Source organism: Pseudomonas canadensis (assembly GCF_000503215.1).
Classification (GTDB): domain Bacteria; phylum Pseudomonadota; class Gammaproteobacteria; order Pseudomonadales; family Pseudomonadaceae; genus Aquipseudomonas; species Aquipseudomonas canadensis.
Genome location: NZ_AYTD01000001.1, coordinates 563,276 through 577,226, shown reverse-complemented (window position 1 = coordinate 577,226; position 13,951 = coordinate 563,276). Strand labels below are relative to the sequence as shown.

The following is a 13,951-nucleotide window of genomic DNA, read 5'->3' as shown; positions in this document are numbered from 1 at the left end:
CTCCGCAGACTGGGCCGCTTAAACCGGACGGCAAATCCAGTGCAAATAACGCCCAAGTCCGGCAAAGCTTGGGTGACGACGGTGAGCGAGTTCCATCTCCAAAAGGTCCTGCAAATCGGCGCGGGCCTGGAATTCTACCGGCATATAGTCGTGGAACACCCGCACGCCGCTTTGGCTTTCGACCTGCCAAAGGCCTTCGAGTTGCGCCGCCAACTCACGGGGATCGAGGGGTTGTTGCGGCGTCAGGCTCTGCTTTTCGCCGGCCATGTCATTCTTGCGCATTTTGCGGAAGTGGCCTTTGAGCAGGTTGCGGTAAATCAGCGCATCGCGGTTGTAGAAGGCCAGCGACAGCCAGCCGCCAGGTACCGTGAGTTGGTGCAAAACCGGCAGGATTGCATGGGGCTCGGCCAGCCATTCCAGTACGGCATGGCACAACACCAAGTCATAGGGTTCGGTGAGTTGGCCGAGCAGGTCTTGCCACGGCGCATGAATAAAGGTGGCGGTTTGCCCGGCATCCGCGAAACGTTGACGGGCGCCTTCCAACATCGGCTCAGCGGGCTCGGCCAGGGTGACCTCATGGCCTTGTTCGGCCAACCACAGCGACATATGGCCCAGGCCCGCGCCGATATCCAGCACGCGCAAAGGGCGTTTCGGCAGCGCTTCGGTCAGGTCGGCCTGGAGCACCGCCAGGCGGATCGCGCCTTTGGCACCGCCGTAGATTTTTTCGGCGAAACGCGTAGCCAGTTGGTCGAAATGACGATCACTCATGGGCAAACCGCCGTTCACTGTCGGCCAACTTGGCGCGCACCACCTCGTTCATGTCCAGACCCAACTCGCTGCACAGCAACAGCAGGTACAACACGATATCGCCGACTTCCTGCCCGGCATGGGCGAGTGTGTCGGCCGGCAACTGGCGCGACTGGTCTTCGGTCAGCCATTGGAAGATTTCCACCAGTTCGGCCATTTCCACGCTGGCGGCCATGGCCAGGTTTTTCGGGCTGTGGAACTGCTTCCAGTCATTGTTATCGCGGATGCGGTGCAGGCGTTCGGTGAGGTGTTCGAGGTTCATGCGGGGGCTCCTGAAGGTGGATAGCTTCGGGGGGATTAGCCTTGAAGGCAAGTGAACCTTTAGGCCGCTATCGCCGGCAAGCCGGCTCCTACAGTCTGGAATGCGTTCCCTTGTAGGAGCCGGCTTGCCGGCGATAGCGATTCAATCGACGACGCTGAACTCAAGCCGGGCCGTTTGCCCGGCTTCATCGAGGACGCTGAGCTGGTAGCGGCCCAGGCGCTCGAAACTGGCGTTGATAAAGTCCTGGTTGGCGCTGTCCCCCAACGGCGCACCATTAAGGAACCACCAGCGCCGCCCACTCCCTCCCAAGGCGGAGATTTTCAGGCGCAGGGCCTGTTGGCTGGCGGCGGGCAGGCGCAATTGGTCACCTTCGCGCACGCCGACAATCGACAGCGGTGACGACGCGGCCAATGCCGGAGGCGGGCAATCGGGGTCGGCGGCCGGGATGCGCGCTTCGCGGCGTTCGGCCCGTGGCAGCCAGGGTTCCAGCGGTGCGGGCCACAAGGCGATGTTTTTCGGCTCGGCGCCGGGGCAATGGGCGTCGACCCGCAGGCCCTTGGCATTGACCCACACGCTTTCCATCAAGCCCACGCTCAACGGCTGATCCAGTGCCTGCAACGTCGGCGGCGTGGTGTTATCCAGGGTCCAGGCAAAACGCTGGCGGCGGCAATTGGGGTCACTGCGGCTCATGGGCTGGCCCAGCGGCCAACAGATCGCCGCCACGCCGACATTGGCCGGCACCGGTTTCACGGGCGCGCTGATACCGCGCTGGCTGTCGCGGTTAGTCAGCACGTCGTGCACCTGCAACATCAACGGCGCTGCCGAGGCCAGGCCGAACTGGCCCGGCACTGGCGTGCCGTCCGGGCGGCCGATCCACACGCCGATCAGATAACGCGGGCCCACGCCAATGGCCCAGGCATCGCGAAAACCGTAGCTGGTGCCAGTCTTCCAGGCCAGCACCGGGCGTTGCACCAGTTCGGCACGCGGGTCACGGTCGGGCCGCGCCTGGCCGCTGAGGATACGCCGCACAATCCAGGCGGACCCTGGCGACAGTAAGGGTCGTTCCCTGAGCGTATCGTCCGGCTGTAATCGAATAGCGGCGCTCCTGCCGTCCCGTGCGAAGGCGCTGTAGCCGCTTACCAGGTCTTCGAGACGACTGCCTGCACCGCCCAGGATCAGTGCCAGGTTCGGTTCGGCCAACGCCGGCAGCGCCAGAGGCACGCCGCCGATGCGCATTTCGGCGGCAAAGCGCTTGGGCCCATAGGCCTCGAGCAACTGCACCGCCGGCAGGTTGAGCGAACTCGACAGCGCCGTACTCGCCGGCACCGCGCCAGTAAAGCCCATGGAGAAGTTGCCCGGCCGGTAATCGCCATAACGCCGGGGTACGTCCTGCAACAGGGATTCGGAGTGGATCAGGCCGTCATCCAGGGCCATGCCATAGAGAAACGGTTTCAACGTGGAGCCCGGCGAACGCAAGGCGCTGATCATGTCCACGTGACCGAAGCGCTTGGCATCGTTGATGTCCACCGAGCCGAGGTAAGCGCGCACGGCCATGCTTTCCTCTTCAACTACAAGAATGGCAGCGGAGGTATGTTCCGGCAGCCGCGCGCGCCACCCCAGCAGCAGGTCTTCAAGACGGCGTTGCAAAGTGGCATCCAGAGTGGTGCGGATCAGCGGCGGGCTGTCGGGACGATTCAGGCGCCGCGCGAGCAACGGCGCCAGGCTCGGCTCCAGGCGTGGGGCGAGCAGCAACGGTTCTTCCAGGGCTTCATCGACGGCAGACTGCGGCCAGACCTGGAACTCCGCGAGGCGGCGCAAGACTTTGTCGCGGGCTTCCTGGGCGCGCTGGGGATGGCGATCCGGGCGCAAACGGCTGGGCGCCTGGGGCAGAACGGCGAGCAAGGCGGCTTCGGCGTGGGTCAGTTGCGCAGGGGATTTGCCCAGGTAGGCCCAACTGGCCGCCGCCACGCCCTGCAACGTACCGCCGAACGGCGCGCGGTTCAGGTAGAGGTTGAGGATTTCGGCCTTGGACAGGTGCCATTCCAACTGCACCGTGCGCCACAACTGGCGCAACTTGCCATGGAAGGTGCGCGAATGCGGATCCAGCAACCGCGCCACCTGCATCGACAAGGTGCTGCCGCCCGATACTACCCGCGTGCCCGTAAGGTTCTGCCAGGTCGCACGCGCCAGCGCCAGCGGATTCACACCGGGATGCTGGTAGAACCAACGGTCCTCATAAGTCAGCAGCGCGTCCAAGTAATACGGCGACACTTCGCTGGTTTGCACCGGGTAGCGCCACACGCCATTGGCATCGGCAAACCGCCACAACGGCGTGCCATCCTCGGCCAGTACCACACGCGCCAGGTCATCCTTGGGCAACGGGAGAGGCCAGATGCGGTCGGCCAGCCACAGCAAGGCCACCACCAACAAAAGGCTGGCCAAGGTCCAACGGGCAACTAAACGCAAACTCAAACGGGCAAACCTCTATGCTGGTAGGGAACTAGCCTGTTGCAATAACAACCAAAGGCACAGATTCGCCCACCTTCTCATCAGGACACACATATGCAGGTAGAAAGCTTTTTCGGCTGGTTGGGCCAGGCGCTCGGTTCCGTCATCCGTTTTATCGTCGACGGCCTCAGCGGCCTGTTCGGTGCACTGACCAATGCCGGCGGCAACTTCATCGATGGCTTGTCCCGCACCTTGGGCATGGACACCTCGATCATCAGCATCATCACCCTGATCATCGGCCTGATGCTGCTGTACTCGGCGGTGCGCGCCTTCATGCGGGCGTCGATCATCATGGGGATTATCTGGTTGCTGTTGGGCCTGTGGCTACTGAGCTGGGTCGTCCACTAACCCAAAAACACCACAAATCCCCTGTGGGAGCGGGCTTGCTCGCGAATGCGGAGTGTCAGTTAGCGCCTCTATTACTGACCCAGCGCATTCGCGAGCAAGCCCGCTCCCACATTTGATCCCAATTCAAATTGAGGCCTTCACCGCCCCTTGATCACCAGATCCGCCGGCGTCTCCCCCACCGCCTGCCAGTTCGGCCGGTACATCGACTCCACCTGCGGCGGTGGCACTCGGTAAGTGCCCGGCGTCACGGCACGCGCCAGGTACAGCAGGTGCGTAGTGCCGGAGCCTTCGAGGTTGATCGCCGCCACGTAGCGGTCATCGCGGAACTCCTGGTGCTTGAGCGATGCGTTCTGCATCGACTCACGCCACTCCTTCACTTGGCTGCTGGCGTTTTCCAGGCTGGCAGCGCTTTGTGCCAGGTTCTGGTTCTCCAGTTCCAGGCCAGCTGGCAACAGGTCCACCACCAACGCATCCGGCACGCGCTGCTTGGCACTCACCGCCAAATGCACCAACACCAGATCGCCACTGTTGAGACTGCGCAGGTTCAACGGCTGGCCGCTCATGCCCAGGTATTCGCGGCGGATGCTCAGGTTGTCGCCACCCGGTGCCGGTGGCACCTGTGGATAACCCGAAATCGTCAGTTGCTGGTACACCGGCGTCTCGCCCTGATTGCTCAACGTCAGATCACTGGACAGCCACTTGCCTTCCAACTCCAGCGTCGACTGTTGAGTGTTCAGTTCCTGCACACCGCCACCGCCCGTCAATGACACCTGCCAGTTCGCATCAGGCTTGGCAAACCCGAGACGCCCGGCCAGGAACAGCGAGTTGCGCTCCTGGGTCGACAAGTACGGGCTGGCGGCCAGTTGATCCGACAGCGTGAACAAGCGCTCCTCACGCTTGCCCTTGGCCAAGTCGTTCTCTTCCAGCAAGGCCAGGATCATCGCCTGGTCGCGCAACGGGCTGCCGTAGTCGGCCAGCCATTCATTGGCATTGCGTTGCGCGGCCAGGCCAGCGAGCAAGGCTTGGTCCGCACGCGGCTGGTCGCCCATCTTCTGCAACGCGATGGCCAACTGCACCAGCGGCAGACCAGAGCGCGCATCGCTACGACGTTCGAAGATGCTGCGCAACGCACCCAACGGCGCCTGCTGACTGCGCGACAGGACCATACCGGCGTAGGCCTGCACGGCAAAGCGGGTGTGGTCGGCATTGTCGCTGTAATCGACGTCAATCAGGTTGCGTTCCTGCACGTAGCGCAGCAGACGCTCGCTGGCCTTTTTCAACGCTTCAGGGGGCACGGCAAAACCCTGATCGCGAGCGCGCAACAGGAAGTCGGTGACGTAAGCCGTCAGCCAGTATTCTTCTTCACCGTCCGCGCCCCACAACCCGAAGCTGCCGTTGTAGCGCTGCATGCCCAACAGGCGCTCGATGCCCAACTCGATCTTGCGTTTGCGTTCGCTGTCCGACTCGCCTTTGATCGACAGGCGCTTGAGCAGCGCATCATCGGCGTACAGCGACGGATACAGGCCGCTGGCGGTCTGCTCCAGGCAACCGTAGGGGTAGGCCTTGAGTGCACTGATCTGTGCACCGAGGTTCAACGGCGGCCGACTCGACAGGCTCAGCAGCGCCTGGCGCCCCGAGGCGTCGAACTGATCCAACGCCCCCGACGGCAAGCTCCACGGTTGGTCCTTCAGCACCGCGCGATAGTGCTTGAGCAGCGCCGGATAGGCCGGACGCACCCCCAAGGTCCATTCGCGCGTAAACGGCGGCAGGTTCTCGCCCGGCAGGTCCAGGCCATTCACCGTCACCTTGACTTTACCCTGCCCTAACCCGCCCCAGGCTCTCACCGGGATACGCAGGGTGGTGCGCTGGCCTTGCTTGAGTTCGACGCTTTGCGCGCCGCTGCTGACCAGCTCCAATTGCCCATCGGCGCTCAGTTGTACATCGAGTTTCTGCGGCTTGCCCGACAGGTTGGACAGGTCCAGCGCCAACGTGGTCTGGTCACCACCCGCCATGAAGCGCGGCGCCGACAGCTCGGCAATCAGCGGTGCGGCAATCACCGTCTTGGCTTCGGCCATGCCGTAGCGATCGTCGCTCCAGGCCTGGGCCATCAGGCGCAATTCGCCGTTGAAGTCGGGAATATTGACGCTGACTTCGCCCTCGCCTTGCTCATTCAAGGTCACCGGCGCGCTTTGCAGGGCGACGATGGTCACACTGGTGTCCGGGCGCTTGCCGCCTTTGGCCAGCGCCGCATCACCACCAAATGCCAGGCTGGCCAATCGGCCCTGGCCGGCTTCGATCAACTGGCCGTAGATATCGAATTGGTCCACGCCGTAGGCTTTGCGACCGAACAGGCTGGAATACGGATCCGGCGTCGGGTATTCGGTGATATTCAGGATGCCCACGTCCACCGCTGCAACCAGCACATGCACCTGTTTCGGCACGCTGCCATCGGCATTCTTGGCGGCGATTTTTACGGTGAGCGGCTGTTTGGGACGCATTTTTTCCGGCGCGCTGAGGGTCACGCCAAGCTTGCGCTGGGTGCGATCCAGCGGCAGGTGCAGCAGGCCCACCGCACGTTTAGGCGTGATGTTGGCTTTGCGCTCGCCGGGGCGGATCACCAAGGCGCTGACATACAAATCATGGCGCGACCATTTCGGATCGAGCTTCACGGCGAAGCTTTTGCCCTCGGCCGGCACGTCGATTTCCTGCCACCACAACGGGCCTTCCGCAGACTCCACCAGCAGGTAGCCCTTACCGGCCGCGGGCGGCGTTACGGTCACGTTGGCCGTATCGCCATCGCCATAGGCCGGTTTATCCAGCGCCAGCTTGACTTGATCAGGCCGTACGGCGCCGCCTTCAGTGTTGTCCTGAGCCTGGTAGCCGGCCCAGAAACGCAGGCTGCTGACCAAGCCGGTTTGCGGGTCTTCGACCTCGACGCGGTAAGGACCCCACTCCACCTGGAAGCTGACCTTGGCGGTATCGCCGGCCTTGATGTTCAGGTTCTGTTCGTCGAGGTTGAGGAATTTCTCGTTGAAGTGATAGCTCCAGCCATCATTCTCGGAGTAGTTCCAGTAGTAGTCGCGGCGCTCACGCACCAGGCGCACCTTGAGGTTGGGCGCGGCGAGTTTCTGCCCGTCCTGGTTGGCCAGCAGCACTTCGAATTCCGCCGGGCCGTCGCCATTGGTTTCCTTGCCGTCAAACAGCCCGCGCAGGCCCGGCAATTGCTCGGCCGGCCAGATCGGCTGCACCAGGCGCCGGGTGATCGGCCGTCCACCCGACTCTTGCAGGCTGGCCTGCACGATCAGTTGCAGCGGCGACTTGGCCTCGGCCCATTTGCTTTCCAGAGTCAGTGCTTCCTGGCCCTTGGCGTCGAGCACGCTTTCTTCCAGTTCGAAATCCTGACTCAGTTCTTCTTCGGTGACGGAGCCGAACTGATAGCCCGGCAGCGCTTTGACCGCTTCGCGCAGCGGCCGCACATAGACTTGGCCGCTGACACGATTGCCCGACGCGGGGGCGCCGTACAGGTAACGGCCGGTGACCTGAATCACCGCGTCATCCGCCGGTTTCAACGGGGTGTCGCTGCCCTTGAGTTCCAGCGCCAGGCGCTCGGGCAGGAAGTCTTCGACAAGGAATTCATACAGCTGCGGCTTGCCATCACCCAGGTCGAACACCAACTGCCAACGCCCGGTCGGTGCTTCGCCGGCCAGTTGCAGTTGATATTGATAGAGGCCAGAGGCATCGGCGTCCCACACGAACTTGCGGCTGACCTGCTCATCCGGGCGACGCACTTCGACACTCACCGGCTGCGGTTTGACGGCATTACCATCCTTGTCACGCAGCAGGGCGTTAAGCAGCACGGTTTCGCCGGGGCGATACAGATCACGCGGGCCAAACACAAAGAACTGCAAAGGGTGGGAGGGTTGGCCGCCAATGTCGAACTCGGCCAGGTCCAGCGCCGCACTGTCGAGGCGCAACATACTGGTCTGTTCGCCCTGCTTGGCCAACAGCACCTGAGCCTTTTTCGGCAAAGGCAACTCGGCGTGACCGCCCTTCTCGGTCTTGCCCTGGCCCAGCACACGACCTTCGGCGTCGAGCACTTCGAGGTCAACGCCATCCAGTGCCTTGCCGCCTTCCAGCGCCTGGGTAAACACGTCCAGGCGATTGGCGTAGCGGTGCACTGACAGGCCGATATCACTCAAGGTAAACAGCGTGGCCGGCTGGGAATAGTTGTAGGTGCCCGAAGCCCGCATCACCGCCAGGTACACGCCCGGCTGCTGCAATTGCTTGAGGCCGGCGATGGGCAGCAACAGGGTTTCGCGGGTGTTGCGCGCCGGGTTCAGGTCGAAACGGCCGCCGTAGACCAAGTCGGCCAAGGGCAGCAGTTCGCGGGATTCATAGCTTTGCAGGCTGGTGTTGCGGCCCCACTGCGCGAGGAAGGTAGGCAGGGATTCGGGTTTGATGCGGAAGAATTCGACATCGATCTTGTCGACGTTCAACGCGATCACCGGCAGGCCTTCGGCCAGGCGTGTCGGCAGCAAGGTGCCACGGCTGGCAAAGCCGACGGTGGCTTGCAGGTCGCGAGTTTCCAGGCGGGCGGTGTATTCGGCGGCGAGCGTGTTGTCGTTGACCGCCTTCACACCGGCGTCGACTGTCAGCACCAGCTTGCGCTGTGGCTCCAGGTGGCGCAGGCGCAATTCCATCAGGTTATCGGAGATTTCCCAGGCGCCATCGACCTTGCCGGACTTGCTGTCCACCAGGTGAAGTTTGTCGGCGAATTTCTGATCGGGATCCAGCGGAATGGAAAAGCTCACAGAAAGCGTGCTGGCGCCGTCGAGCTGCACTTCGGACACGTCCACCACACTCAACTCACGCCCGGCGTAGCGCTGCTTCAGCGCCGCCACATCCACCGCGGCCTTGGCCGGTTTGGGTGCCACTGTTGCCGCTGCGGGAGCGGTCGGGGCTGCCGGTTTATCGGAGGAATCGCAGGCGCTCAGCAGGGCCAGCGCGCAAGCAAGGAACAGTCCTTTGTTAAGCATGGGGCACTCGTTTGTGAGGGGGTCCGAGAGGTGAACTATATATCAGCCCGCAGGGGGCCGATGCGGTGCTGGTCACATTGACCGACGGAGGGTGGTTTGGTTCTGAGGTCATCCTTGATCAAGTCAAATCCCACAGCCAAGGGCCGCCAGTTACAATGCCGCTCCCCCAAGGAGCCTGCATGCCCACCTTACTCACCGACTGGCGCCACCGCCCCACACACCGCCGCGTCTGGGCCCTGGCCGCGCCGATGATCCTGTCGAATATCTCGGTGCCGTTGGTGGCGCTGGTGGACAGCATGGTCATCGGCCATCTGCCCCACGCGCACCAGCTGGGTGCCGTTGCGGTCGGCGCCAGCCTGTACACCTTCCTCGCCTGGGCCATGGGTTTCCTGCGCATGGGGTCCACCGGTTTCGCCGCCCAGGCTGCCGGACGCAATGACGGGGCGGCGCTGCGACAAATCCTGCTGCAAGGCCTGCTGCTGGCACTGGGCCTGGCAATGCTGTTGGGCACTGTCGGCATTCCGCTGAGCCATCTGGCCCTGGAATGGATGCAGCCCTCTGCCGAACTCAATCAACTGACTCAAGATTTTTTCCACACCCGCCTGTTCGGCCTACCCGCCGCCCTTGCCAGCTACGCATTGGTCGGCTGGTTTCTCGGTACTCAGAACGCGCGGGCGCCGCTGGCGATCCTGCTGACCACCAACCTGGTCAACATCGCCCTGAACCTGTGGTTCGTACTCGGCCTGGATTGGGGTGTGGTCGGTTCGGCGCGTGCGTCCGTCGTGGCGGAATGGACCGGCGCCTTGCTCGGCCTGGCGATGACGCAAAAAGCCCTGCGCGCCTACCCTGGTCATATCGCCTGGGCGGCGCTGAAGCTGTGGGAAAGCTGGCGCCCGCTGCTGGCGGTCAACCGCGACATTTTTATCCGCAGCCTCGCGCTGCAATCGGTGTTTTTCATGATCACGGTGCAAGGCGCGCGACTGGGCGATGCCACCGTGGCGGCCAATGCACTGCTGCTCAACGGCCTGCTGCTGACCGCCCATGCCTTGGATGGATTGGCCCATGCGGTCGAAGCCCTGTGCGGCCACGCCATCGGTGCCCATGACCGCCAGGCCTTGCGTCGTTCATTGGTGGTGGCCGGCGGCTGGTCATTGATCGCCAGCGTTGGCTTTGCGCTGCTGTTCACCGTCGGCGGCCACCTGTTTATCGCCATGCAGACCGACATCCCCAGCGTGCGCGAAACCGCCGACCTCTACCTGCCTTATCTGGCGGTTCTGCCGTTGATTGCGGTGTGGAGTTACTTGCTCGACGGCTTGTTCATCGGCGCCACGCGCGCGCGGGAGATGCGCAATGGCATGCTGCTGACGGTCGTGTTGACACTGCCCTTCGCGTGGGCGTTGCAGGGTTTGGGTAACCACGGGCTGTGGATAACCTTCCTGCTGTTCATGGCCCTGCGCAGCCTTACTTTGTGGGCGATTGCCTGGCGCTTGAACCGGCAGGACCAGTGGCTCGGATAAAGGCTGTGACGCGCTCCAGTACCGGTGCCAGCCAACGCAAGGGTTTGGCGATCGCACCCACCAGCGTCTGATGGTTGGTCTTGCTGAAGTAGACCTCCTCCACGGGCACACCCACCGCCCGTAATTGCTCTGCCAGTCCGCCGGTATTGCGCTTGGGATTAACGAGTTTGTCGTCCGTCGAGGCGATCAAGAGGCTGGAGGGTGCCTCACGGCTGACATGATTGATCGGCTGAGAATCCGGCGGTGAATCAGGGAAGAAAAACACTGGCCTCACCTCTGGGTTTTCAATTGGCAGGAAGTCATAAGGGCCGGCCAGACCGATCCAGCCTTTGAAGATTGACGGCGTGAGGCCAACCTCTTTCAGCCAACGCGCATCCAGCGCCAGCATCGACGCATTATAGGCGCCGGAGCTATGCCCCATTACATAGAGCTGTTGGGGATCACCACCGTATTCGGCGATGTGTTGATAGGTCCAGGCAACGGCGTGGGCGTTGTCTTGGAGGAAGGCGGGATACCGCACTTGAGGGTAAAGCCGGTAATCGGCGATCACCACCACGATGCCGCGCGAGGCCAGGGCTTCGCCGACGAAACCATAGTCGTCCCTGGAGCCGCTGTTCCAGCTACCGCCGTAGAAGAACACCACCACGGGGGCGTTGGAGATAGCAGGAGCTGGCCGGTAGATATCGAGTTTCTGGCGGGGATCATCGCCGTAGGCGATGGCCGAGGTTTTGGTGAAGGTGTTGGAGGGGGTGAGTGCATTGAGCACTTTGATGGGAGAGCAGGCCGCGAGGAATGCCGCGACGGCCAGGGTAAACGCTTGCAAGAATACTCTCGACATCGCCAACCCCTTATACCTGTGAAGACTGACTTATGTGGTGAGCGGGCTTGCCCCGCGCGAGGCAAGCTCGCTCACCACAAAGAGCACGTTGTACGCGGTTATGAGGACAGGTACGAAGACCGTGTCAAGCCCAGGCGCAAAGCGTCCAGGAACTGCGTGCGCTCACTGGCACTGATCTTCGCGCTCGCACACTTGTCACGGTAATGCGTCATCAACTCCTCCGGCGACAAGTGCACGTAGCGCAGCATGTCTTCGATGGTGTCGTGGGTCTCGATCCCGGCGCTGTACACCGAACCGTCTTCACGCTGGTAGATGTTCACCGAGTCGGTGTCACCAAACAGGTTGTGCATGTCGCCGAGGATTTCCTGGTAAGCCCCCACCAGGAAGATGCCCAGCAGGTAGTCCTCGCCTTCGTTCAAACCGTGCACCGGCAGGCTGGTCTCGATCGACTGCTCGTCGACGTACTGCTTGATCTTGCCGTCGGAGTCGCAGGTCAGGTCTTGCAGTACGGCACGGCGCAGCGGCTCTTCGTCGAGGCGGTGCAGCGGCAGGATTGGCAGTACCTGGCCGATGGCCCAGGTGTCCGGCAGGCTCTGGAACACCGAGAAGTTGCAGATGTACTTGTCGGCCAGCTTGTCGTTGAGCTCGTCCAGCACCTGGCGGTGCGAGCGCTGGCGGGCCTTGAGCGAGTTGTGCAGGCGGCGGCACACGGCGAAGTAGCACTGTTCGGCGAGGGCTTTCTCGGCCAGGGTCAGTTTGCCGTCGGCGTACTGGGTGGCCACGTCGCTCATATAGTGAGTGGCGCGCCAGTAGGTTTCGGTGACCATCTCGATGTCGGTCGGGCCGAGCAGGTCCACCAGCCATTGCACGGTTTCCGGCAGGCTTTCCTTGTTCTCGATGGTCGGGATTTCGTCGTTGTGTTTCTCGACGTCGGTCACCTGCACCACCAGCATGGCGTGGTGGGCGGTCAGGGAACGGCCGCTTTCGGAGAAGATGTTCGGGTGCGGCAGGCTCTGCGCGTCGCAGAATTCCTTGAGCATGCCCACGACCACGCCTGCATAGTCGTCCATGTCGTAGTTGATCGAGCTGGCGTTACGCGAGTGCGTACCGTCGTAGTCCACGCCCAGGCCACCGCCAACGTCGATGTGATCCACCGGCAGGCCGAGGTTGCGCAGTTCGCCGTAGTAACGGATGGCTTCCTTGAACCCGTGCTGGTAGTCCGCCAGGTTGGCGATTTGCGAGCCCATGTGGAAGTGCAGCAGGCGGATACCCTGGTCCAGACCGGCCGCGCGGAAGCGCTCGACCACGGACAGCAGTTGCGCCGCCGACAGGCCGAACTTGGATTTCTCGCCGCCGGTGTCTGCCCACTTGCTCGATGCCAGCGACGACAAACGTACGCGCAGGCCGACCTGTGGCTTGACCTTGAGACTGGCAGCCTCTTCGATCACCAGTTCAACTTCGGATTCTTTCTCGATCACGATGAACACGTTGTGGCCGAGTTTCTGGCCCATCAGCGCGAGGCGGATGAACTCACGGTCCTTGTAACCATTGCAGACGATGGTGCCGCCCTTCGGCGCCAGCGCCAATACGGCGAGCAGCTCAGGCTTGGAGCCGGCTTCCAGGCCGATCGACACGTTCTGGGTGGCGATGATGTTCTCGATCACCGCTTCCTGCTGGTTCACCTTGATCGGGTACAGCGCGGTGTACTTGCTCTGGTATTCCAGGCGCTCGATGTTGGCGTCGAAAGCACCGGTCAGCTGGCGTACACGGTCTTGCAGGATGTCAGGGAAGCGCACCAGCAGCGGCAACGACAGGCCGCTCTTGCGCAGCTCGTCGACTTGTTCGTAAAGGTCGACCGGCGTGCTGTTCGGGCCGTTCGGACGGACTTCAACGCGACCGGCATCATTGATCGCGAAATACCCGGCCCCCCAATGGCGAATCCCGTAAACACTGCGGCTGTCCGCAACTGTCCATTGGCTGCCATCGTCTTTGCGTGTGCGTCGTACGGACATCGAAGTCCCCTATAAATGAAGGCGAAAGCGCCGCCCCTGGTTGAGGCTGGCGCAGTCTAAAGAATGAAAATGACGATTTGCCTGCGTGCAAGGTAGGACCCCACGCGCAGGACAGAGTTTAGACACAGGTCGGGAAGAGGCTCTCAGCCGCCGGACTTCTTGGCCTTGTACCCGAGCTTGATCAGCTCGGCCAACAGTAGCTCGACGTGATCGCCCTGGATCTCGATGACACCGTCTTTCAACGCACCACCAGTGCCGCAGCGCTTTTTCAGCGCAGTGGCGAGTTCCTTCAGCGCGTCTTCGGCCAGCGGCACGCCGGTGATGGTGGTCACCGTCTTGCCGCCACGGCCCTTGCTCTCGCGTCGTACGCGGGCAATACCGTCGCCTTCAGGGATCAGGGTCTGTTTGCAGGTACACGAATCCACGGGCTGACGACAGTCCGGGCAGTGTCGACCTGCGTCGGTGGAAAATACCAGGCCACCAAGGGCGGCGAAGGATGCGGCTTTTTTGGCCACCGGCAATCCTCTTGGGAGGACAAAGACTGATCGACACCTTCGAAGAGGTTATCGACCGCGAAGCCCCACTCAGGCAGGGGCAGCGCTACCGAACCGCCAAGGCGGTTC

9 protein-coding genes are annotated in these 13,951 nt (G+C 62.6%); 2 read left to right on the top strand and 7 right to left on the bottom strand.

The genetic code is table 11. From position 1 onward, the window contains the following. Positions 1-18: 18 nt before the first annotated feature. The 3 genes from U367_RS0102470 to pbpC all read right to left on the bottom strand — a co-directional run bounded on the left by U367_RS0102470 (position 19) and on the right by pbpC (position 3,541). Positions 19-768 carry a methyltransferase gene (locus U367_RS0102470; RefSeq protein WP_010213471.1) on the bottom strand — a complete coding sequence of 250 codons (750 nt, stop codon included), beginning with the start codon at positions 766-768 and terminating at the stop codon, positions 19-21. Next, a complete protein-coding gene (locus tag U367_RS0102465) occupies positions 761-1,069 on the bottom strand; it encodes a MazG-like family protein (protein WP_016977009.1) in 309 nt (102 codons plus the stop codon). Before U367_RS0102465 ends, U367_RS0102470 begins: the two co-directional genes overlap by 8 nt. Before the next feature lie 141 nt (positions 1,070-1,210). Continuing rightward, positions 1,211-3,541: a peptidoglycan glycosyltransferase PbpC gene (gene pbpC / locus U367_RS0102460; protein WP_050587824.1), complete on the bottom strand. Its 2,331-nt coding sequence runs from the start codon at positions 3,539-3,541 to the stop codon at positions 1,211-1,213. Positions 3,542-3,631: 90 nt separating this feature from the next. Between pbpC and U367_RS0102455 the strand changes: the two genes are divergently transcribed. Beyond that, the gene (locus U367_RS0102455; RefSeq protein ID WP_012722009.1) at positions 3,632-3,925 is read left to right on the top strand and encodes a hypothetical protein; all 294 of its coding nucleotides are present in this window, start codon (positions 3,632-3,634) and stop codon (positions 3,923-3,925) included. A gap of 137 nt (positions 3,926-4,062) precedes the next feature. On the opposite strand, the gene U367_RS0102450 is transcribed toward U367_RS0102455, so the two are convergent. Beyond that, positions 4,063-8,961 (bottom strand): alpha-2-macroglobulin, encoded by a 4,899-nt coding sequence (locus U367_RS0102450; RefSeq protein ID WP_028615585.1) that lies wholly within the window; start codon positions 8,959-8,961, stop codon positions 4,063-4,065. A gap of 179 nt (positions 8,962-9,140) precedes the next feature. Here U367_RS0102450 and U367_RS0102445 point away from each other — a divergent pair, with 179 nt between their 5' ends. Then, a complete protein-coding gene (locus U367_RS0102445) occupies positions 9,141-10,478 on the top strand; it encodes an MATE family efflux transporter (protein WP_028615584.1) in 1,338 nt (445 codons plus the stop codon). Here U367_RS0102445 and U367_RS0102440 read toward each other — a convergent pair. The 3 genes from U367_RS0102440 to U367_RS0102430 form a co-directional block, all read right to left on the bottom strand. Beyond that, positions 10,423-11,316, bottom strand: coding sequence for an alpha/beta hydrolase (locus tag U367_RS0102440; protein WP_028615583.1), 894 nt, complete (start codon positions 11,314-11,316; stop codon positions 10,423-10,425). The two genes, U367_RS0102445 and U367_RS0102440, sit on opposite strands and share 56 nt — an antisense overlap. Before the next feature lie 98 nt (positions 11,317-11,414). Next, a complete protein-coding gene (speA, locus tag U367_RS0102435; RefSeq protein WP_028615582.1) occupies positions 11,415-13,328 on the bottom strand; it encodes an arginine decarboxylase in 1,914 nt (637 codons plus the stop codon). A 143-nt stretch (positions 13,329-13,471) separates the two neighbouring features. Continuing rightward, a complete protein-coding gene (locus U367_RS0102430; RefSeq protein WP_025857628.1) occupies positions 13,472-13,843 on the bottom strand; it encodes a translation initiation factor Sui1 in 372 nt (123 codons plus the stop codon). Positions 13,844-13,951: the final 108 nt, after the last annotated feature.

What these genes read in the sequence shown, in the direction of transcription:
- U367_RS0102470 (WP_010213471.1), bottom strand. Translation starts at nt 768, where the DNA reads ATGAGTGATCGTCATTTCGACCAACTGGCTACGCGTTTCGCCGAAAAA.
- U367_RS0102465 (WP_016977009.1), bottom strand. Translation starts at nt 1,069, where the DNA reads ATGAACCTCGAACACCTCACCGAACGCCTGCACCGCATCCGCGATAAC.
- U367_RS0102455 (WP_012722009.1), top strand. Translation starts at nt 3,632, where the DNA reads ATGCAGGTAGAAAGCTTTTTCGGCTGGTTGGGCCAGGCGCTCGGTTCC.
- U367_RS0102450 (WP_028615585.1), bottom strand. Translation starts at nt 8,961, where the DNA reads ATGCTTAACAAAGGACTGTTCCTTGCTTGCGCGCTGGCCCTGCTGAGC.
- U367_RS0102445 (WP_028615584.1), top strand. Translation starts at nt 9,141, where the DNA reads ATGCCCACCTTACTCACCGACTGGCGCCACCGCCCCACACACCGCCGC.
- U367_RS0102440 (WP_028615583.1), bottom strand. Translation starts at nt 11,316, where the DNA reads ATGTCGAGAGTATTCTTGCAAGCGTTTACCCTGGCCGTCGCGGCATTC.
- speA (WP_028615582.1), bottom strand. Translation starts at nt 13,328, where the DNA reads ATGTCCGTACGACGCACACGCAAAGACGATGGCAGCCAATGGACAGTT.